Origin of the sequence: Limnochorda sp. L945t (genome assembly GCF_035593305.1) — a bacterium.
GTDB lineage: Bacteria > Bacillota > Limnochordia > Limnochordales > Geochordaceae > Carboxydichorda > Carboxydichorda subterranea.
Map to the genome: position 1 here is coordinate 284,325 of NZ_CP141615.1, position 20,604 is coordinate 304,928.

General features: G+C 69.5%; 20 protein-coding genes and 1 pseudogene. 14 read left to right on the forward strand and 7 right to left on the reverse strand.

The genetic code is table 11. From position 1 onward, the window contains the following. Positions 1-21: 21 nt before the first annotated feature. Complete coding sequence (locus U7230_RS01235; RefSeq protein WP_324716941.1) at positions 22-954, reverse strand: 4-hydroxy-3-methylbut-2-enyl diphosphate reductase; 933 nt, start codon at positions 952-954, stop codon at positions 22-24. Positions 955-1,095: 141 nt separating this feature from the next. On the opposite strand from U7230_RS01235, the gene U7230_RS01240 reads away from it, so the two are divergent. The 3 genes from U7230_RS01240 to U7230_RS01250 all read left to right on the forward strand — a co-directional run bounded on the left by U7230_RS01240 (position 1,096) and on the right by U7230_RS01250 (position 4,378). Next, positions 1,096-2,040, forward strand: a complete 945-nt coding sequence (locus U7230_RS01240) for a GNAT family N-acetyltransferase (RefSeq protein WP_324716942.1) — start codon at positions 1,096-1,098, stop codon at positions 2,038-2,040. A 34-nt stretch (positions 2,041-2,074) separates the two neighbouring features. Further along, positions 2,075-3,118: an L-threonine 3-dehydrogenase gene (tdh, locus tag U7230_RS01245; protein WP_324716943.1), complete on the forward strand. Its 1,044-nt coding sequence runs from the start codon at positions 2,075-2,077 to the stop codon at positions 3,116-3,118. A gap of 63 nt (positions 3,119-3,181) precedes the next feature. Further along, complete coding sequence (locus tag U7230_RS01250; RefSeq protein ID WP_324716944.1) at positions 3,182-4,378, forward strand: glycine C-acetyltransferase; 1,197 nt, start codon at positions 3,182-3,184, stop codon at positions 4,376-4,378. A 93-nt stretch (positions 4,379-4,471) separates the two neighbouring features. Here the strand turns inward: U7230_RS01250 and gabT are convergent, their stop codons facing one another. After that, positions 4,472-5,791: a 4-aminobutyrate--2-oxoglutarate transaminase gene (gene gabT, locus U7230_RS01255; protein ID WP_404980610.1), complete on the reverse strand. Its 1,320-nt coding sequence runs from the start codon at positions 5,789-5,791 to the stop codon at positions 4,472-4,474. A gap of 224 nt (positions 5,792-6,015) precedes the next feature. On the opposite strand from gabT, the gene U7230_RS01260 reads away from it, so the two are divergent. Both U7230_RS01260 and U7230_RS01265 read left to right on the forward strand, forming a co-directional pair. After that, positions 6,016-6,465: a PadR family transcriptional regulator gene (locus tag U7230_RS01260; protein WP_324716946.1), complete on the forward strand. Its 450-nt coding sequence runs from the start codon at positions 6,016-6,018 to the stop codon at positions 6,463-6,465. A gap of 8 nt (positions 6,466-6,473) precedes the next feature. Beyond that, entirely contained in the window at positions 6,474-6,755 is a 282-nt protein-coding gene (locus U7230_RS01265; RefSeq protein ID WP_324716947.1) for a hypothetical protein, read from the forward strand. Positions 6,756-6,789: 34 nt separating this feature from the next. On the opposite strand, the gene U7230_RS01270 is transcribed toward U7230_RS01265, so the two are convergent. From U7230_RS01270 to U7230_RS01280, 3 genes are all read right to left on the reverse strand, one after another. Continuing rightward, positions 6,790-7,404 (reverse strand): hypothetical protein, encoded by a 615-nt coding sequence (locus U7230_RS01270; RefSeq protein ID WP_324716948.1) that lies wholly within the window; start codon positions 7,402-7,404, stop codon positions 6,790-6,792. A 69-nt stretch (positions 7,405-7,473) separates the two neighbouring features. After that, positions 7,474-8,010, reverse strand: coding sequence for a spore maturation protein (locus tag U7230_RS01275; protein ID WP_324716949.1), 537 nt, complete (start codon positions 8,008-8,010; stop codon positions 7,474-7,476). 5 nt (positions 8,011-8,015) lie between these two features. Beyond that, a complete protein-coding gene (locus U7230_RS01280) occupies positions 8,016-8,600 on the reverse strand; it encodes a nucleoside recognition domain-containing protein (protein WP_324716950.1) in 585 nt (194 codons plus the stop codon). Positions 8,601-8,771: 171 nt separating this feature from the next. On the opposite strand from U7230_RS01280, the gene U7230_RS01285 reads away from it, so the two are divergent. From U7230_RS01285 to U7230_RS01305, 5 genes are all read left to right on the forward strand, one after another. Next, the gene (locus tag U7230_RS01285; RefSeq protein WP_324716951.1) at positions 8,772-9,263 is read left to right on the forward strand and encodes a CtsR family transcriptional regulator; all 492 of its coding nucleotides are present in this window, start codon (positions 8,772-8,774) and stop codon (positions 9,261-9,263) included. Positions 9,264-9,294: 31 nt separating this feature from the next. Beyond that, positions 9,295-9,816 carry a UvrB/UvrC motif-containing protein gene (locus U7230_RS01290; protein ID WP_324716952.1) on the forward strand — a complete coding sequence of 174 codons (522 nt, stop codon included), beginning with the start codon at positions 9,295-9,297 and terminating at the stop codon, positions 9,814-9,816. Beyond that, positions 9,813-10,895 carry a protein arginine kinase gene (locus U7230_RS01295; protein ID WP_324716953.1) on the forward strand — a complete coding sequence of 361 codons (1,083 nt, stop codon included), beginning with the start codon at positions 9,813-9,815 and terminating at the stop codon, positions 10,893-10,895. The genes U7230_RS01290 and U7230_RS01295 overlap by 4 nt, the downstream gene beginning before the upstream one ends. Positions 10,896-10,945: 50 nt before the next feature. After that, the gene (locus U7230_RS01300; RefSeq protein ID WP_324716954.1) at positions 10,946-13,390 is read left to right on the forward strand and encodes an ATP-dependent Clp protease ATP-binding subunit; all 2,445 of its coding nucleotides are present in this window, start codon (positions 10,946-10,948) and stop codon (positions 13,388-13,390) included. A 121-nt stretch (positions 13,391-13,511) separates the two neighbouring features. Next, complete coding sequence (locus U7230_RS01305; RefSeq protein WP_324718156.1) at positions 13,512-14,555, forward strand: L-lactate dehydrogenase; 1,044 nt, start codon at positions 13,512-13,514, stop codon at positions 14,553-14,555. A 50-nt stretch (positions 14,556-14,605) separates the two neighbouring features. On the opposite strand, the pseudogene U7230_RS01310 reads toward U7230_RS01305, so the two are convergent. Beyond that, positions 14,606-15,874, reverse strand: a pseudogene (locus U7230_RS01310) (MFS transporter); the annotation flags it as partial. On the opposite strand from U7230_RS01310, the gene trpS reads away from it, so the two are divergent. Then, on the forward strand, positions 15,828-16,832 hold the full coding sequence (gene trpS, locus U7230_RS01315) for a tryptophan--tRNA ligase (RefSeq protein ID WP_324716955.1): 1,005 nt from the start codon (positions 15,828-15,830) through the stop codon (positions 16,830-16,832). The pseudogene U7230_RS01310 and the gene trpS overlap by 47 nt on opposite strands. 93 nt (positions 16,833-16,925) lie before the next feature. Then, on the forward strand, positions 16,926-18,107 hold the full coding sequence (locus tag U7230_RS01320) for an acetyl-CoA C-acetyltransferase (RefSeq protein WP_324716956.1): 1,182 nt from the start codon (positions 16,926-16,928) through the stop codon (positions 18,105-18,107). A gap of 26 nt (positions 18,108-18,133) precedes the next feature. On the opposite strand, the gene U7230_RS01325 is transcribed toward U7230_RS01320, so the two are convergent. Continuing rightward, a complete protein-coding gene (locus tag U7230_RS01325) occupies positions 18,134-18,535 on the reverse strand; it encodes a tRNA-binding protein (RefSeq protein ID WP_324716957.1) in 402 nt (133 codons plus the stop codon). Positions 18,536-18,765: 230 nt separating this feature from the next. On the opposite strand from U7230_RS01325, the gene disA reads away from it, so the two are divergent. Together disA and U7230_RS01335 are read left to right on the forward strand one after the other, a co-directional pair. Next, the gene (gene disA, locus U7230_RS01330; protein ID WP_324716958.1) at positions 18,766-19,836 is read left to right on the forward strand and encodes a DNA integrity scanning diadenylate cyclase DisA; all 1,071 of its coding nucleotides are present in this window, start codon (positions 18,766-18,768) and stop codon (positions 19,834-19,836) included. Positions 19,837-20,023: 187 nt separating this feature from the next. After that, positions 20,024-20,503 (forward strand): CarD family transcriptional regulator, encoded by a 480-nt coding sequence (locus tag U7230_RS01335; protein ID WP_324716959.1) that lies wholly within the window; start codon positions 20,024-20,026, stop codon positions 20,501-20,503. Positions 20,504-20,604: the final 101 nt, after the last annotated feature.

Below are 20,604 nucleotides of genomic sequence, written 5' to 3' on the forward strand. Positions count from 1 at the left end.
GAAAGGTCTGCCGGCGGTATTTTACCCTACGGGGTGGGGTGCCGTCCCGGAGCCCGGCCGCACGGCGGCCGCAGCTGGCGCCGGCGGCTCGTAGGCCTGCAGCCACCGGATGACCTCCCGCGTGATGCCGCTGGGCGTCGAAGAGCCGGCGGTCACCCCGACCCGCCTGGCCCCGGCCAGCCACTCCGGGCGGATGCCGGCGACGTCCTCCACGAGGTAGGCCGGCTTGCCTGCCTTCTCTCGGACGACCTGAACGAGGCGTCCCGAGTTGTTGCTGCGGCGGTCCCCCACCACGATGACCAGGTCGACCCGAGCCGCCTCCCGCACCGCGGCCTGCTGGCGCAGCTGGGTCGCCAGGCAGATCTCGTTGTACACCTCGGCCCGGGGAAAGCGCTGCTGGATGCGGCGGATGATCACCTGCGTGTCCCACTGGGAGAGGGTGGTCTGGGTCGTCACGGCCACCGGCCGGCCGGAAGGCACCTCGAGGCCGTCCACCTCTTCTTCGCGCTCTACCAGCACGATGGCACCCGGAGCCTCGCCCACGACCCCCTCGGGCTCGGGGTGGCCCCGCTTGCCGATGTAGACGATGAAGTAGCCTCGAGCCGCCAGATCCTTCACGAGCTGGTGCGTGCGGGTCACGTCCGGGCAGGTGGCGTCCACGACGTGAAGACCCCTGGCCCGTGCTCTGGCCTTGACGGCGGGGGCGACGCCGTGGGCCGTGAGGATGACCGTGCCCCGGTCGATGGATTCGAGCAGCGCGAGGCGGTCCGGCCCGTCCAGGGAGCGAATGCCGAAACGCTCCAGCTCCTCCACGGCGTGACGGTTGTGCACCAGCAGCCCCAGCACGTGGATGGGGCGCGGCACGGACGGATCCCGAGCGGCAGCCCTGGCGAGCTTCAGGGCGTCCACCACGCCGTAGCAGTACCCCCGCGGGGAGATGGGGACGACTTCCAAGCCCCGCACACCTCTTCCCCGATCGACAGGCCACCCGCCCGGGTTGGCCCTCGAGCACCGTCTCCCGGCGCTCCACGCTGACAGGATAGCGCACGATGGAGCAAGAAGCACGTCCCGTGGGGGAAGGGGCGCACACGTGTCATGAGTGACGCACAAGCCCAACTCGGCGTGGACCAGCTGGCGGCGCTGTGGGAGGAAGCGGTCCCGGGAGAGCGGCTTCCCGAGGAGGTGCTGCGGGAGCGGCTCCTGGAGGATCCCGACTGTGATCTCTCCTTGTGGCTGGCGGCCCGGCACGGAGGACGGCTCGTGGGAGCCGCGGTGGGGGTCGTCCGCCCCGACCCGGCCGGAGGCAAGCCGGCCGGTTACGTGCAGTTCCTGGCGGTCGCTCCGGCTTTTCGCCGGCAGAAGGTCGCCAGCCGCCTGCTCGACGAGCTGGAGCGGAGGCTCGTGTCGAAGGGCGTGCGGGCGATCCGGGCGTTCGACAGCGCTCCGAGCTACTTGTGGCCGGGGATCGACGTTCAGTTCACCCCGGCGCTGTGCCTGTTCGAACGCCGCGGGTATGCCCTGCGCTCTTACGAGTTCAACATGAAGGTCGACCTGACCCGCCCTCTGGCCGCTCCCCCGGAGAAAGAGCGGCGAGAGGCCCTGGAGCGGGCAGGCATTGCCGTGCGCCGGCTCCGTCCGGAGGACGAGGCGTCGCTCGGGGATTGGATGCTGCGGACATGGGGGCCGCATTGGGCGTACGAGGTGGGCGTGGCCCTGAGGCGGCAGCCCCCGGCGGGCTTCGCGGCCGTACAGGACGGGCAGTGGATAGGGTTCGCCGTGTACGACAGCGGGCGTCCGGGGTGGTTCGGCCCGATGGGCGTGGAGCCGCGGTGGCAGGGTACGGGGCTGGGCATCGAGCTGTGCGTGCGCTGTTTCGAGGACATGGCGCAGCGGGGGTACACGGAGGCGCAGATCGCCTGGGCCGGCCCGCGGTGCTTCTACGCGCGCAAGCTGGGTGCGAGCATCTCGCGAGTCTTTGCCCGGGTGGAGAAGGTCGTCGACGTCGCAGACGAGGAGCAGCGGGGTGGCCGCCCGGCCTAGCCGGGCGGCCAGGGAGAGGGAGGAGCGGCATCCCATGGGGCACGGTCTCATGCCGGCACTGGTAAAGGAGGCTCCGGGGCCTGGGCTGATCCTGACGGAGCGGCCCGTGCCGGAGCCGGGACCCGGGCAGGTGAGGGCGCGGGTCATCCTGGCCGGCATCTGCGGCACCGACGGGCATATCTACGCGTGGGACGAGTGGGCGGCCGGTCGCATCCGGCCGCCGGTCGTGATCGGGCACGAGTGGATGGGCGTGGTGGACGCGGTCGGGCCGGGCGTGGAGGACGTCCGGGTGGGTGAGCGCATCAGCGCGGAGATGCACTTCTACTGCGGGAGGTGCCGCCCGTGCCGGACGGGGCAGCCTCACCTGTGCACCCGGCTCGTCATCGGCGGGGTCGACGTCGACGGCGCCTTCGCGTCGTACGTGGTGGTGCCCGCCCAAAACGTGTGGAAGCTCGATCCTGCGATCCCCGACGAGGTCGGGGCCATCATGGATCCCCTGGGCAACGCCGTGCACACGGCGCTGGAGTTTCCGCTCGCAGGAGCGACGGTGGCGGTGACGGGGGCCGGCCCCATCGGGCTCGCCGCCGTGGCGGTGGCGAGGAAGGCGGGGGCGACGGCTATCTTCGTCACCGAGGTGAGCCCGGAGCGCCGGCGGCTGGCGGAGCGGATGGGGGCGGACCTGGTGCTCGATCCGTCCGCGGGCGACCCGGTGGAGCGAGTCTTGCGGGAGACCGGGGGCGAGGGAGTCGACGTGCTGCTGGAGATGTCCGGGCACCCGGCGGCCATGGTCCAGGGGCTGCAGATGGTGCGGCCGGGGGGATCGGTGGCGCAGCTGGGGCTACCGTCCCGGCCGCTGACGGTCGACCTGGGCCGGCTCGTCGTGCTCAAGGGCCTGACCGTGCGCGGCATCCACGGCCGCCGGATCTTCACCACCTGGCACCAGCTCAGCGAGATGCTGCGGGGCGGGCTCGACGTGCGCCCGATCATCACGCACCGGTTCCGGCTGGAGGAGTACGGGAGAGCCTTCGAGATGCTGGCGAGCGGGCGGTGCGGCAAGATCCTGCTCGAGGTCCCGTGAGCGCCTCGGCGCGGCGCACCGCGTAGCGACGACATCCGACCCGGTGGGGGGGAAGAAAGGGCCATGACGGAGACTGGGGCATCGGCACTGGCGTTCCTGGATGCGGAGCTCTCCGAGCTGAGGGCCCGGGGCATCTTCCGGTATCCCAGGGTCCTGGACAGCCCGCAGCAGGCCGTGGCCGTCGTCGACGGGAGAAAGGTGATCAACCTCTCGTCCAACAACTACCTGGGCCTTGCCAACCACCCGTACCTCAAGGAGACGGCCGAGAAGGCCGTGCGGGACTGGGGAGTGGGTTCAGGGGCGGTACGGCCCATCATCGGCACGCTCCGGATGCACGAGGAGCTCGAGCGACGCATCGCCGCCTTCAAGAAGACCGAGGCGGCGCTGGTCTTCCAGTCGGGCTTCACGGCCAACGCCGGTACGGTCGCGGCCATCCTGGGCAAAGAAGACGTCATCGTCTCCGACGAGCTCAACCATGCGAGCATCATCGACGGGTGCCGGCTCTCCCGGGCGGAGATCCGGATCTTCCCGCACCGGGACGTGGAGGCGCTGCGGCGCCTGCTCGAAGAGGCTCGCCCGAAGGCGCGGCGCATCCTGGTCGTCACCGACGGCGTCTTCAGCATGGACGGCGACATCGCGCCGCTGCCGGAGATCGTGCGGGTGGCCAGGGAGTTCGGGGCCATCACCATGGTTGACGACGCCCACGCGAGCGGAGTGCTCGGCAAGAACGGCAGGGGGAGCGTCGACCACTTCGGGCTGCACGGGCAGCTCGACATCCAGGTGGGCACCCTCTCCAAGGCCATCGGGGTGCTGGGCGGGTACGTGGCCGGTAGCCGCAGCCTGATCGACTACCTGATCGCCCGGGCCCGGCCCTTCCTCTTCTCCACCTCCCACCCGCCGGCCGTCACGGCGGCATGCCTGGCGGCGTTCGACCTGCTCGAGCGAGAGCCGGAGCGGATCCAGCGGCTGTGGGACAACACCCGCTACTTCAAGGACGGCTTGAAGCGGATCGGTTTCGACACGGGAGCCAGCGAGACGCCCATCACGCCGGTGATCGTCGGCGACGAGGGCAAGGCCATGCGGCTGTCCGACGAGCTGTTCGATCTCGGCGTCTTTGCCCAGGGCATCGTCTATCCGACCGTACCCAGGGGCAAGGCGCGAGTCCGCACCATCGTCACCGCGGAGCACACCCGGGACGATCTGGACCGGGCGCTGGAAGCCTTCGAGCAGGCCGGCCGGCGGATCGGCGTCGTGAGCTGAGGCTGGAAGGCGCATGACCGAAGCAGAGGACGGCCCGCTGGGGCCGTCCTCTGCCGGCGCTTCGATCGCGGCACGACACCCGGCCATGAGGGGCTAAGCCCGGATCTCCTGTGCGATGGCCTGCTCCAGGATCGCCAGGCCCTCCAGCAGCTGCTCCTCTTCGATGACCAGCGGCACCAGCATGCGGATCACGTTGCCGTAGATGCCCGCCTTGACCGCGATCAATCCCTGCTCGAAGCAACGCTTGAGGATCCGGGAAGTCTCCACGTCGGCCGGCTCCTTGGTGCTCCGATCCCGCACCAGCTCCATGGCCATCATGGCGCCCAGGCCGCGTACGTCCCCGATGATGGCAAAACGCTCCTGCATGGCCATCATGCGCTGCCGGATCAGCTCTCCGAGGCGGCTCGCCCGCTCTACCAGCTGCTGCCGCTCGAAGATGTCCAGCACGGCGAGCCCCGCCGCGCAGGCCACGGGGTTGCCCACGAAAGTGCCGCCCACCACCGATTCGCCGAGCCGGTCGTAGAGCTCCGCCCGGGCGATGACGCCCGACAGGGGCAGGCCTGCCGCCAGCGACTTCCCTACGGTCAGCACGTCCGGCCGGACCCCGAAGTGCTCCACGGCGAAGAACCGCCCCGTCCGCCCGAAGCCCGTCTGGATCTCGTCCACGATGAGGAGGATATCGTGGCGGGCGGTCAGCTCGCGGACGGCCGGCAGGTACTCCGGGGGCGGCACGACGAAGCCGCCCTCGCCCTGTACCGGCTCCACGATGACCGCGGCCACGGCCTCGGGAGCGACCGTCGTGACCAGGGCCCGCTTCATGGACTCGACACAGGCGAGGCCGCAGTCGGGGTAACGCAGGCCGAGGGGGCATCGGTAGCAGTAGGGAGCCGGCACCCGGTACACCTCGGGCACGAAGGGGCCGAACCGCTCCTTGTACGGCTTGACCTTGCTCGTGAGGGTCATGGCCATGTAGGTGCGACCGTGGAACGCCCCCTCGAGCGCGATGACGCCGGCGCGCCCGGTCGCGTAGCGGGCCAGCTTGACGGCGTTTTCCACCGCCTCGGCGCCGGAGTTGAAGAAGGCGACTTTCCAGGGCCCGCCCGGAGCCTGCCGGGCCAGGCGCTCGGCCAGGCGCACGTACGGCTCGTAGGGCACCACGGTGAAGTCCGTGTGCAAGAAGCGGCGGGTCTGCTCGGTGACGGCGTCGACCACTTCCGGCGGGGCGTGACCCACGTTGACCACCCCGATGCCGCCCGAGAAATCGATGAACTGGTTGCCGTCGACGTCCTCGACGATGGCGCCCGAGGCGCGGGCAATCACCGCCGGCACGTGCGGCGTCATGGCGCGCGGCACGTAACGCTGCATCAGCTCGAGGATCTCTCGGGATCGTGGGCCGGGTACCTGCGTTTTCATCCTTGCATACTTGGGCACGCGAAATCCCCCTTCCCGCCCGGCCGGCAGGTGCCCCTCCGGCCGTCGAGGCGCGGGCTGCCCTCCTCAGATTACGCTGCGTGCCGGGCGGATACCTCTCAGGAGGAGTTGTTCGGCTGTAGGTATGTACGTATAGAATATAGATGCGAGGCAACCATAACGACCGCACGCGAGGACCGGGATGGCGGAGGAAAGAGGGGACGGCCGTGGGGCCGGGATGGCACAGGGGGAGCGCCAGAGGGCCGGGCGCAGGCTGTGGCCCGTGGGGTAGAAGGGCCGCCGCCCACCGGGCCGGGCCGGGCGGCGGGCTGTGGATGGCCCGCATCCTGCTGAGCCTCGCGCGGGGGCCGCTGCACGGGTACCGCCTCCTCGAACTGCAGGAGCAAGAGACGTGGGGCGACGCCCCCCCGCTGCTGCCCGGTACGCTCTACCGGTGGCTGCGGGAGCTGGAACGCGCCGGCCTGGTGGTCTCGTCGTGGGAAACCGGCGAGTCGGGCCCCGCCCGCCGCACGTACGTCCTCACGCCCCAGGGGTGGGAGCTCCTGGAGGAGCTGATCCGTCACCTGCGCCGGCAGCGGCAGGCCATCGACGGCGTCCTGGAGGCCTACGCCCGCCTGCGGGCGCCCGGTCCTGCGAGCGGCGAGGAGAGGAGGTGAGCACGGCGATGCACGGCATGCACGGGATGCACGTCATGCCCGGTGCCGGTCAGGGTTGGGGAGCCTGGAGCAGCCCTCTGGGCTGGGGCCCCCGCCGGATGGGATGGGGATGCGGGGGGCCCAGGGGTACGGGCTTCCGGCGGCGCTTCATCTCGCGCCAGGAACGCCTCGAATGGCTCCGGGAGTACCTGCGCCAGCTTCGTCTGGAGGCCCAGGCCGTCGAAGAGGCCATCCGGGAACTCGGCGGCGAGACCTCTTCCGAGCAAACACCCGGCTCCCCGGCGGCCTGAGCGGTCACTCCCATGGTAAGAGGCCCACGAGGCCTCAGGCAACCGGAGGGAGCGCCGGAGGCGGCAACGTCCGGGCCGCCCCGGCGCTCGCCGGCGCATGCGGCCCCGAAGCGTCCTCCCGATCGAGGAGACTGCACAGGCGCCGGCCCAGCGTCCGTCCGACGGCGCTCGCCATCGGTTCCTCGATCATCAGGAGGTACTGGCGGAGGCTGACCGGGACGCCAAGGCGCTGCAGCAGGAAAAACCCGCCGACGAACGCCCGGTGCTCGACGGCCCGCTCGAGCTCGGGCGACTCGGCGGCGAAGAGCCGGTCCGCAAGCCCGGGGTGGCGGTCGAAGTCCAGGGCGTGTCCCAGTTCGTGGGCCAGGATCATCACGAGGTACGAGAGGGACTGGTCGCGCAGGTCGGGCAGCCACGCCAGGATGGCACGCCTGCCCGGGTGGTACATCCACTGCCGCGGCACAGGGCTCGGCTCGAGGGAGATACGGCGCTGCCTGGCGAACCGCACGAGGCTTTGCACGTAAGGATTGGGAGGAAAGCGCCGGGCGATGCTGCGGCTGACGACCGGGCGCGTCGCGCCCACGCTCAACTGGCGGCTCCGGCCGAGGGCGCCGCGGAGCCGCAGGTTGCGGGATGAATGCCTGCGCATGATTCGATGCTATCACCTCGGTGCGGCGGCGGGCATGGGAATGGCCGGCTCCGCTGCCGCTCGGCCCCATCAGTGCCAGCCCATCAGGTGGACCGCCAGCACCGAGGCCCCGAAACCGGCGAGATCCGCCAGCAGGCCTGCCGCCAGGGCCCAGCGGGCGTCGCGGACACCCACGGCTCCCAGGTAGACCGTCACGACGTAGAGCGTGGTCTCCGTGCTCCCCTGCATGACGCTCGCGAGCCGCCCGACGAAGGAGTCGGGGCCGTGGGTCTCGAGCAGGTGTGCCAGGAGGCCCGAGGCGGCGGAGCCGGAGAGAGGGCGGACGAGGGCCATCGGCAGGACCTCCACCGGCATCCCGGCCCACCCGGCCAGCGGCCGGACCGGGTCCAGCACCGCCTGCATGGCCCCCGAACGCTGGAAGAGTTCCGTGGCGGCCAGCATCGCCACCATGTAAGGGATGACCCGGACGCCCACCAACAACCCGCTGCGCGCCCCCTGCACGAAACTCTCGTACACGTGCACCCGCCGCCCCAGGCCCAGCAGCAAGATGGCCAGCACGAGCAGCGGCACGCTCCACGCCGCGACGACTCCGAAGAGCTGCGCCAACGCCCCTACCTCCGCAGCGACCGGGAACGGAAGTACGCGTCGGCGACCAGCGCCACGAGGGTCGAATAGGTGGTGGCGATCAACGTCGGGACGAGGATGTCCGCCGGCTGCGAAGCCCCGGCCGCGGCCCGCAGGGCGATGACCCCGGTCGGCACCACGGTGACGCTCGACGTCGATAGCGCCAGCAGGGTGCACATGGCGGGGGAGGCCCGCCGGGGTTCGGGATTGAGGCGCTGCAGCTCGCTCATCGCCTTGATGCCGAGAGGCGTCGCCGCGTTGCCGAGCCCGAGGACGTTGGCACTGATGGCCATCAAGAGCGCTCCCATGGCCGGGGAGTCGCCGGGTACGGATGGAAACAACCGGCGCGCCAGGGGCTCCAGGGCCCTGGCGAGCCAGCGGGTGAGCCCCGCGTCGTCGGCGATCCGGATGAGCCCGGTCCAGAGCATGATGGCTCCCAGCATGCGCACGCCCAGCTCGACGCCGCGCAGCGCCCCATCCGTCAGCGCCTGCGTCACGACGTCCGGTTGGCCGCTCAGGAGGGCCGCCAGCGTGCCGCCCAGCACGAGTGCACCCCACACGTAGTTGATCACGGACAGGCTGCCTCCCGGCCCTGATACTATGAGGCTGCGTCCCGGGACCTGCCGGGCCGTCCTGCGCTTACCCGCCGGAGCCTTGCGCGTCCGGTGCAGGCGCGCGATAATCCGGGTGAAAGGTCAAAAAAGGTCAGACACCGAGCCCGAGGGAGGGTCCGACGAGGCGCGATGGCTTCGCTGGCAGATGCCATCGAGCGTCACATCAAGCAGCTGTTCGAGCAGTCCATGGCGGACGTCATCGAGATCCGCCGGGTGGACCTGGCCGGGCATTTCTCGTGCGTGCCGTCCCAGATCAACTACGTACTGCAGACCCGGTTCACGCCTCAGCGGGGCTATGCGGTGGAGAGCCGCAGGGGCGGTGGGGGGTTCATCCGCATCATCCGGCTGCGAGAGGCCCAAACCGATCGAGCCGGCACGGTGCACAGCCTGGCCGAGCGGATCGGGCCGTCCATCGGCGCCCGCGAGGCGGACGCCCTCATCGAGAGCCTGGAGCAGGCCGGGCTCATCGCCCCGCGGGAGGCGCTGGTCTGGCGGGTGGCCATTCACCACCAGACGGCAGGGTTGCCGGCGGGGCTGAGGGATCGGGTGAGAGCCGCTCTGTTGCGCAGCGTGATGATGGTGCGGTTCCTGGACCTGTTCGAGCCACAGGGTATGATGTAGGGGCAAAACGAGGTGGAGAGAGCGATGGGCCATGATGTGTGAACGTTGCGGCATCCGGCCGGCGACGGTGCACAAGGTGCGCATCGAAAACGGCGTGAAGACGGAGTTGCACCTCTGCGAGGAGTGCGCCAGGGAGACGGGCGAGCTCCACTTCGGCCCCTCCCCCTTCGGCGCGACCTTCGAGGACCTGATGAAGTCGTTTTTCGACCTGCCGTTCATGGAGGCGCCTTCGGCGGAGGCCCCTGCTCGGGCTCCGACCCGCTGCCCCAACTGCGGCCTCACGTGGTCCGACTTCAAGCGGCTGGGGCAGCTCGGCTGCAGCCAGTGCTACGACACGTTCCAACGGGAGCTCGGCCCGGTACTGCGGCGCCTGCACGGCGCCACCGAGCACGCGGGCAAGCGACCGGGCCAGCACGGCGAGTCGGTCCGGCGCCGGCAGCTGGAGCGGCTGCGGGAAGAGCTGAGAGAGGCCATCGCCTCCGAACAGTATGAGCGGGCGGCGACGCTGAGGGACCAGATCCGGCAGATCGAGAAGGAGAGCAAGCAGCCGTGAGCTTCGACGAGATGATCCGCCGCCACGTGCGCGGCTGGATGGTGGGTCAGGGGCCGGACTCCGACGTGGTGCTCGGCACGCGGGTGCGCCTGGCGCGCAACCTCAAGGACATCCCGTTTCCCGGAGTGGCGACCCAGGAGCAGCTTCATGAAGTGGTGAAGCGGGTCCGCCCGGCCATCGAGTCGCTGGACGCCCGGTGGGGCGGGCCGTTGAAGTTCACCCGGATGGGAGACGTGCCGGATCTCACGCGCCAGCTGCTGGTCGAGCGGCATCTCATCAGCCCGGCGCACACGCAGCAGGTGCGGGAGAAGGCGTTCGCCGTGCGGGACGACGAGGCCGCCAGCATCATGGTCAACGAGGAGGATCACCTCCGCATCCAGGCGCTGTTTGCCGGGTTCCAGCTGGAGGAAGCCCTCAACCTCGCCGACCGGGTGGACGACGGGCTTTCGGAGCGCCTGGAGTACGCCTTCTCGGAGCGGGTAGGCTATTTGACGGCCTGGCCCACCAACGTGGGGACCGGTTTGCGGGCGTCGGTGATGCTCCACCTGCCGGCGCTGGCCATGGCCGGGCAGCTGCAGCACGTGCTGTCGGCGGTGGCCCGCTTCGGGGTGGCCGTCCGGGGGCTGTACGGGGAAGGGACGGAGTCGGTCGGCAACATCTTCCAGATCTCCAACCAGGTGAGCCTGGGCCGCAGCGAGGACGAGATCCTCAAGCACCTGGCCAACCTGGCGCACGAGGTGGTCGGTCACGAGCGGACGGCGCGCCAGCGCCTGATGTCGGACCGGCGCGCCCTGGAGGATCGCATCTGGCGCTCGTACGGGGTGCTGCGGTATTCTCGGGCCATCAGCTCGCAGGAGGCCATGCAGCGACTCTCCGATGTGCGCCTCGGCATCGACCTCGGCATCATCGAGGGGCTGGACCAGCGTATCCTGACCGAGCTCTTGGTGGTGATCCGGCCGGCGCACTTGCAGAGCTTCATGGGCCGGGAATTGACGCCCGCGGAGCGGGACGTCCACCGGGCTGCTTTGATTCGTGAACGCATCCGCCTGCCGAACGAACGGCTGGCCCAGGGGCCGTAGGGCGAGCCGGAGCGGCAGGTGTAGGGCTTGAAGGGAGTGTGACATCGGCCATGTTCGGGCGCTTTACGGAACGAGCCCAGCGGGTCGTCGTGCTCTCTCAAGAAGAGGCGCGCCGGCTCGGGCACAACGTGGTGGGCACCGAGCACATCTTGCTGGGGCTCATCGCCGAAGGCGAAGGCGTGGCGGCCCGTGCGCTGCAGAGCATGGGGATCAGCCTCGAGCGCGTGCGGGCCGAAGTGGAAAAGGTGATCGGGCGCGGCGAAGGGACGACCACCGGCCAGATCGGCTTCACCCCGCGCGCCAAGCGGGTGCTGGAGCTGGCCTTCGACGAGGCGCGCCAGCTGGGGCACACCTACATCGGCACGGAGCACATCCTCCTCGGCCTGATCCGCGAGGGCGAGGGTGTCGCCGCACAGGTGCTGCGCAACATGGGAGCCGACCTCGACAAGGTGCGCCGCACCGTCGTGGAGCTGCTCGGCGGCACGACTCCGACCCAGGCCAAGGCGAGCCGGGGGCGCAAGACGCCGACCCTGGATCAGTATGGCCGGGATCTCACGGAGCTGGCCCGGGAGGGCAAGCTCGACCCGGTGATCGGCCGGGAGCGCGAGATCCAGCGGGTCATCCAGGTGCTGTCGCGGCGTACCAAGAACAATCCCGTGCTCATTGGGGAGCCGGGTGTGGGCAAGACCGCCATCGCGGAGGGGCTCGCACAGAAGATCGTGGCCGGCGACGTGCCGGAGACCCTGCTCAACAAGCGGGTCGTCACGCTGGACCTGGCGGCCGTGGTCGCCGGTTCCAAGTTCCGGGGCGAGTTCGAGGAACGGCTCAAGAAGGTGATGGACGAGATCCGCAACTCCGGCGACGTCATCCTGTTCATCGACGAGCTCCACACCATCATCGGAGCCGGCGCGGCGGAGGGGGCCATCGATGCCTCCAACATCCTCAAGCCGGCGCTGGCGCGCGGGGAGCTGCAGGCGATCGGCGCCACGACCCTCGACGAGTACCGCAAGCACATCGAGAAGGACGCGGCGCTGGAGCGGCGGTTCCAGCCCATCATGGTGGATGAGCCGACGGTCGACGAGACCATCGCCATCCTGCAGGGCTTGCGCGATCGCTACGAGGCGCACCACCGGGTCAAGATCACGGACGAGGCGCTGCGGGCTGCCGCACGGTTGTCCGACCGCTACGTGAGCGACCGATTCCTGCCCGACAAGGCCATCGACCTCGTAGACGAGGCGGCCTCCAAGGTGCGGCTGCAGGCGCTGGTGGCGCCACCGGAGTTGAAACAGCTCGAGGAGGCCATCCAGGAGCTCCAGACCGAGAAGGAAGCGGCCATCAAGAACGAAGAGTTCGAGAAGGCGGCGAGCCTGCGCGACAAGGAGCAGCGGATGCGGGAAGAGCTGGAGCGCAAGCGGCAGGAGTGGAAGTCCAGCCGCAGCCGCACCGAGGGCGTCGTGACCGACGAGGACATCGCGCAGGTGGTCTCGGCGTGGACCGGCATCCCCGTCTCCAAGCTGCAACAGGAGGAGACCGAGCGCCTGTTGCACCTGGAGGAGGTGCTGCACCAGCGGGTCGTGGCCCAGGACGAGGCCATCGACGCCGTGTCGCGAGCGATCCGGCGGGCCCGGGCCGGGCTCAAGGATCCGAAGCGGCCCATCGGCTCGTTCATCTTCCTCGGGCCGACCGGCGTGGGCAAGACGGAGCTGGCGCGGGCGCTGGCCGAGGCGCTGTTCGGCGACGAGGATGCCATGATCCGGATCGACATGTCCGAGTACATGGAGCGGCACACCGTCTCGCGGCTGGTGGGCGCACCGCCCGGCTACGTGGGTTACGAGGAGGGCGGCCAGCTCACCGAGCGGGTCCGCCGCCGCCCCTACTCGGTCATCCTGCTCGACGAGATTGAAAAGGCACATCCGGAGGTGTTCAACATCCTGCTCCAGGTGCTGGAAGACGGGCGCCTGACCGACGCGAAGGGGCGCACCGTGGACTTTCGCAACACGGTGGTCATCATGACCTCCAACGTCGGCGCCCAGGAGATCCACCGCCAGGCGCGCCTGGGCTTCCGGGCCGTGGAGGACGAAAAAGAGAGCTACGACACGATGAAGAAGAAGGTGCTGGAAGAGCTGCGGAGGACCTTCCGGCCCGAGTTCCTCAACCGGATCGACGAGGTGATCGTCTTCCACGCCCTCAACAAGGAGCACATCCGCCAGATCATCGAGATCATGCTGAAGCAGGTGGTCAAGGAGATCAACGAGCGGGGGGTGCAGGTGGAGTTCACCGACGCCGCCAAGGAGGTGCTGGCGGACGAGGGCTTCGACGCCGACTACGGAGCCCGGCCCCTGCGCCGTGCCATCCAGCGCCTGGTGGAAAACCCGCTGTCCGACGAAATGCTGCGGGGACGGTTCAAGGAGGGGGATACCATCGTGGTGGACGCCGCCGACGGCTCCATCACGTTCAACAAGAAGACCGAGATGGCCCAGGCCTCGAGAGCCTGAGCAAACGGCGCAGGGCCGGCGTCAACCGAGGCGCCGGCCCTGCGCCGTTTGGGACGGGGGTCGCCCAGACAAGCTAGGGCCGGAGCCAGCCAGCGACCGGGAGGGAAGGCGCGTGCACGACATGGACGGGTCGACGCTACGCCCCATGGGGGAGGCGGCAGCGCCGGGACCGGACGGCGGGCCGAGCCCCATCAGGCCGCCCAAAGTCGGCATCGTGGGCACCGGCCTGGTCGGGTCCACCATCGCTTACACGCTCTTGGTCAAGGGCCCGCATTGCGAGCTGGTCCTCGTGGACGTCAACCGGGACAAGGCCGAGGGCGACGCCATGGATCTGCGCCACGGCATGCCCCTGGCCGGGCCGATGCCCATCCGTGCCGGCGACTATGCCGAACTGGCGGGAGCGGACGTGGTGATCCTCTCGGCGGGTGTGGCGCAGCGCCCGGGCGAAACGCGCCTCGATCTGCTCAAACGCAACGCCCGGATCACGACGGAGGTGGTCCGGCAGGTGGTGCGCTTCGCTCCGCACGCCATCCTCCTCGTGGTCACCAACCCGGTCGACGTCCTCAGCTACGTGGCGCAGAAGACGAGCGGGCTCCCCCCTTCCCGGGTCATCGGCAGCGGCACGCTCCTCGACACCATGCGGTTGCGCTACCTCCTGGGCGAGTACTTCGGTTGCGACCCGAGAAGCGTCCACGCCTACGTCATAGGGGAGCACGGAGACAGCGAGATCCCCGTCTGGAGCCTGGCCAACATCGCGGGCGTCCGCATCTCCGAGCTGGGCCCGCGGTGGGAGCGGGGACGGGTGCAGGAAGACCTGGCCCGGATTTTCGAGGAGGTGCGCACCGCCGCCTACCAGATCATCCAGCGCAAGGGGGCGACCTACTACGGCATCGCTCTGGCCGTCGCGCGGCTCGTGGAGAGCATCCTGTACCACCAGCACTCGGTGCTGACCGTCTCGACCCTGGTCGACGGGTGGCACGGCATCGACGACGTCTACCTGGGCATGCCTTGCGTGGTGGGCCGATCGGGCATCGAGCGCATGGTGGATCTCCCGCTCGCCCCCGAGGAGCTGCGGGCGCTCGAGCGGTCCGCCTCGGTGCTCAAGCAGGCGATCTCGGAAGTGCTGGGAGCCACGGTCGAGGAGGTCCCGGGGCAGACGACGTAGGCAGCGGCCAGCGTCGCCGCCCCGGCGAAGAAGGGCGCCTCGAGCCCGGCCACGTCTCCGAGCACGCCGCCCGCGAAAGGACCGAGGACCGCACCGAGGCCGTTGATGGCCTGCAGCACCCCGAAGGTCCTGCCCCGGTGACGGGCCTCCACGGTGGTGGCGATGAGGACGCTGGAGGCGACCACCACCAGGCTGGCCACCAGGCCGAAGGCGAACCGGATCGTCCCCAGCCAGAGGGTATGGGGCACCACCGGGTGCAGGGCGTATACGCCCGCCGAGACCAGCAGCCCCAGGCGCAACGCCGTGAGCGGGGCCCGGTCGGTGAAGCGGGAAGCCAGGGGCGACCCGACGGCGGTGGCGACCCCTACCGCCGAGTAGACGACGCCCGTGATCAGGTTGACGTTGTGGGTGGCCAGGCGGGCGATGTAAAGGGGCAGCGTGGGCTGGACCAGCACCTGCGCCGCCGTGAAGAGCAGCTGGACGGCGAACAGCCCCCGGAGCGTCCGGTTTTGCAGCACTTCGCGGACGTCCGCGCGCACCTGGGCCCGCACGCCCGAGACGGAAAGCGGCGACGCGTCGGCCTGCACTTGCTCCTCGAGCCGCAGCACCAGCGGCAGGAGGCCTGCCACGAGCAGCAGCCCCGCCGACAGCAGCATGGTGCCCCGGGCGCCCACCATCTCCGAGGCGATCCCGCCGACCAGGGGCCCGGTGATGAGCCCGGCGGCCGCCACTCCCTGCAAGACGCCCAGAGCGCGTCCGAGGGAGGCGTCAGGGGTATTGCTCGCTACCAGCGTGTTGGCGGCCGGGATGTACCCTGCGAGAAGGCCGTTGACGGCCCGCCAGAGCGCGAGCTCCCACACCGAATGGGAGAAAGCCATCAGCCCGTACGTGGCGGCGATGCCGAGCCCCGCCCGGATCATCATGGGGCGCTTGCCCACCCGATCCGAGAGCGAGCCCCAGACGGGAGCCATCAGGCTCGAAGTCAGGAAGTTGACGGCGAACACGACCCCGGACCACAGCCCGACGTTGCGCTCGACGCCCACCTCCACCAGCAGCGCGGGAAGGAACGGCACGATGATGGAGAAGCCGATCTGAGCGATGAATACTCCTATGGTGACGATGACGAGATTGCGCCGCCAGTTGATCAAGACGCCCGCCGCCCGCTGCCCATTTAAGCATACCCGCGACCGGAAAGCCAGCACCGGCTGAAGGCCCGGCCCGCAGGGACGCGATGGTATAATGGGCCGCAAGAGAAGGAGTGAGGCTGGCGAAGTGAGCACGCATACCGTCTTCTCCGGCATCCAGCCCAGCGGCGGCATCCACGTGGGTAACCTCCTCGGAGCGCTGCGCAACTGGGTGAGCCTGCAGGACCAGTATCCCTGCTACTTCTGCATCGTCGACTACCACGCCATCACCGTGCCGTACGATCCCCGGGAGCTGCCCCAGCGGGTGAGGGACGCGGTCCTGGTCAACGTGGCGGCGGGGCTGGACCCCAACCGCTCGGTCATCTTCGTCCAGTCCCAGGTGCCGCAGCACACCGAACTGGCCTGGCTGTTCAACTGCATCACCCCCCTCGGGCAGCTGCAGCGCATGACGCAGTTCAAAGACAAAGCCCGCCAGCATGCCGAGGCCGTCAACGCCGGGCTGCTCAACTACCCGGTGCTGCAGGCGGCCGACATCCTGCTGTACAAGGCCGACCTGGTGCCCGTCGGCGAAGACCAGGTCCAGCACATCGAGCTGACGCGGGACATCGCCCGCCGCTTCAACAGCCTCTTCGGCCCGACCTTCCCGGAGCCCGAGGCCTACCTGGCCAAGGGAGCCCGGATCATGGCGCTGGACGATCCCACCCGCAAGATGTCCAAGAGCGAACCCCGGGGAGCCATCGGCATGCTCGATCCGCCCGAGGTGATCCGGGAGAAAGTGCGCTCGGCCGTGACCGATCCCGGCCCGGCGGGCGCCGAGATGAGCCCGGGGGTCCTCAACCTCTTCACCCTGCTGGAACTGACCGCCCCCGCGGACGTGGTTGCGCACTTCCGGGCGGCGTACTCCGACGGCACCATCCGCTACGTGGAACTCAAGCAAGCGCTGGCCGACGCCTTGGTGGAGCTCGTGACGCCCATCCAGGAGCGTTACCGGGAGCTCAGCGCCCGGCCCGGCACGGTGGAAGAGGTCCTGGCGGCCGGCGGGGAACGGGCGCGCAAGGTCGCCTCCCAGGTGCTGGCCGAGGTCCGGGATCGGATGGGGCTGCCTGTTTGGGCCTCCGTCGCCGGCCGGTGAGCGGCCGGCGGCCGGCCATGCGCCGGAGGAGGCCGGCGCGGATCGGGCGTATGGAAGAGACGGGGCCATCAGCGACGCATCGGGGGGAGCGGTATGCGCAGGGTGATGCTGGTGGGCGCGGCCCGGACGCCGATCGGTTCTTTCCTGGGGAGTTTGAGCCCGCTTTCAGCGCCGCAGCTCGGGGCCGTTGCCGTTCGTGGTGCGCTCGAGCGGGCGGGCGTCTCGCCGGATCAGGTCGACGAGGTCATCATGGGCAACGTCATCTCCGCAGGCCTCGGGCAGGCCCCTGCCCGTCAGGCCGCGTTGCTGGCCGGGCTCCCGCGTAAGGTCGAGTGCCTGACCATCAACAAGATGTGCGGTTCCGGGCTCAAGGCGGTCATGCTGGCGGCGCAGGCCATCGCGGTTGGCGACGCCGACGTCGTGGTCGCGGGGGGCATGGAGAGCATGTCCAACGCCCCGTACGTGCTGGCCGGAGGGCGAGGCGGCCTGCGAATGGGGCACGCGCGGCTGCTGGACGCCATGATCCACGACGGGCTTTGGGACGTCTACAACGACTGCCACATGGGCAGTTGCGCGGAGCGACTCGCCCGCCGGCGCGGCTACACGCGCCAGGCGCAGGACGAGTACGCCTTGAGGAGCTACCGGAGGGCGCAGGCGGCTGCCCGGGAGGGCTGGTCGGCCGAGGAGATCGTGCCGGTCAGGGTACCCACTCGCAAGGGGGCGGAGCCGGAGGTAGCGGCGGACGAAGAGCCCGGGCGGCTCGTCGAAAGCCGGTTCCGGGAGTTGCGCCCGGCTTTCGAAGAGGGGGGCACCGTCACGGCAGGCAATGCGTCCAGCATCAGCGACGGTGCGGCGGCGGTCGTGGCCGTGGCCGAAGAGGTGGCCGAGCGGTGGCACCTGCGCCCCCTGGGCCGGGTCGTCGCTCAGGCCGCCTCGGCCACGGATCCGGAGTGGTTCACCCTCGCTCCCATCGCCGCCGTGAGGAAAGTGCTGGAAAAGGCCCGCCTGTCGGTGCAGGACATCGACCTGTTCGAGATCAACGAGGCCTTCTCCGTCGTTCCCATGGCCGCCATCGACGAGCTCGGGCTCGACCCGGAGCGGGTCAACGTCCGGGGCGGGGCGGTCGCCCTCGGCCATCCCATCGGCGCAAGCGGTGCCCGCGTGCTCGTCACCCTGCTCTATGCCATGCAGCGCCAGCAGGCCCGGTTCGGGCTGGCCACCCTGTGCATCGGGGGCGGAGAAGCCGTCGCCATGGTCGTCGAGCGGGCCGCGTAGGGGCCGCGAGGCCGGCCCCTCTCGTCTCAGCCGATGGGCAGCCCCGGCTCGCATGGACGGTCGGGTCGCAGCAGGACGACCCGGCCGTCGCTTTCCATGGCGCCCAGCACCAGGACCTCGGAGCGAAACCCGGCGACCAGGCGCGGCGGGAAGTTGACGACCGCCACGACCAGGGTACCGACGAGGCTGTCCGGCTCGTAGTAGTGCGTGATCTGGGCGCTGGACCGGCGGATGCCGAGCGGTCCGAAGTCGATGGTGAGCTGGTAGGCCGGCCTGCGGGCCTTGGGTGCGGGCCGGGCCTCGAGGATGCGACCCACGCGGATGTCGAGGCTCTGGAACACCTCGACGCCTACGGTGGGCTTGGGCAGGGCAGCGGTCTCGTGGGCTGCCTGCCGGGAGCCGGGGTCCTGCGGTTGCGCGTCGTGCATACCGGTACCTCCCCCCGTGATAGCCCGAGCAGCGAGCCTGTACGGCGAGCTTTTCGCCTTGCCGGCGCTGCGCTCGGCCTCGGGCGCGTTGTGAGCGCCGTCACCGCGATCTATAATGCAAGAGTGGGAGCCTGGGGTGTCCTGCCGGTACCCGGATTGCGCGGCGGCACCGGGCTTTCGTGCTCGCGGCGACGTGGCCTGCCTGGCAAGAGGGAGTGGACGCCACCGGTTTGGCCGAGACCCGAGAGGAAACATTGACCCGGGTGCTGCGCATGGTGGCCCCCGGCACGCCGTTACGTGAAGGCCTCGAAAACATCCTTCGGGCCCGCACGGGAGCGCTGATCGTCGTCGGCGACGACCCCCAGGTCCTGGAGTTGGTGGATGGTGGCTTCCATGTGGACACGCCTCTCAACCCCTCTGCCCTGTACGAGCTGGCGAAGATGGACGGGGCCATCATCCTGAGCTCGGACGCGGAGCGCATCCTGTACGCCAACACGCAGCTCAACCCCGACCCCATGATCCCTACCTTCGAGACGGGCACCCGGCATCGCTCGGCGGAGCGCATGGCCCGCCAGACGGGGCAACTGGTCATCTCCATCTCCCAGCGGCGCAACATGGTGACCCTTTACAAGGGCGAGGTGAAGTACGTCCTCCAGGACGTGGGCGTCATCCTGGCCAAGGCCAACCAGGCGCTGTCGACGCTGGACCGGTATCGGACCGTGTTGGAGCAGTCCCTCATCAACCTTTCCGCACTGGAGTTTGAAGACCTGGCCACGTGGATGGACGTGACCACGGTGCTGCAGCGGGCTCAGATGGTGGCCCGGATCGCGCGGGAGATCGAGCGCTACGTGGTTGAACTGGGGACCGAGGGCCGCCTCGTCGCCATGCAGATGGAGGAGTTGACGGCCGAGGTCCAGGACGAAGGGCCTCTGGTCATGCGGGACTACTGGGTCGGCCAGGACGGCCGGCATCCCGAGGATGCCTGGCGCGATCTGTGCCGCTCCGACTCCGACGAGCTCCTGGATCCGGTCACGATCCTGAAGAGCATGGGTCACGTGCAGACTCCGAGCATGGAAACGTCCGTCACGCCCAGGGGTTACCGGATCCTGCACAAGATCCCCCGCCTTCCGATGCCGGTCATCGAAAATCTTGTAAAGAAGTTTCAGCGCTTGCCCCACATCCTCACCGCTTCCATCGACCAGCTGGACGACGTCGAGGGGATCGGCGAGGTCAGGGCCAAGGCGATCAAGGAGGGGCTTCATCGCCTGCGGGAGCAGGTGCTGCTGGATCGGCACCTGTAGGCGGAGCGTGCCGCCTTGGTACGGTGGGAAAGAGAGCCCGGATGCGTACGGTCGAGCATGACCTATCTAGAATCGTGTAGAAGTGCGTCATCTGCTCTACGGCGCCGTAATTTGACAGGAACCGCCAGGAGTGGTACCCTGTGATAGGGTGCGGTGTCGCGGTTCGACGGGAGGTCATGGTCGATTGGTGACGTTCAAGGTCGGCGACAAAGTCGTCTACCCGATGCACGGCGCGGGTATCATCGAGGCCATCGAAGAGCGTGAGGTGCTGGGGCAGCGCCAGCAATACTACATCATGAAGCTGCCCATGGGCGACATGCAGGTCATGATCCCGCTGCGTAGCGTCGAGGAAGTGGGCCTGCGCGAGGTGATCAGCCCCGAAGAGGTCAACCGCGTCTTCGACGTGCTCCAGGGCGAGCGCACGAAGATGTCGCAAAACTGGAACCGGCGCTACCGGGCCAACCTGGAGAAGATCAAGAGCGGCGACATCTTCGAGGTGGCCGAGGTGGTCCGCAACCTCGCGCTGCGTGACAAGGAAAAGGGGCTCTCCACCGGTGAGCGCCGCATGCTGGACAGCGCCCGGCAGATCCTCATCTCCGAGCTGGTACTGGCTCAGGGGCTCCCGGCGGGAGAGGTCGAGCGGAGGATCAACGAGGTTCTCGGCTGAGATGCATGGCCGGTTGCCACCGACGCGGCACGGGGGTGAGCGCGCGGCATGCTATCGGCCTTTCTCCGTTGGCTACTGGCAGCCGTAGGCGCGGTTGCCGG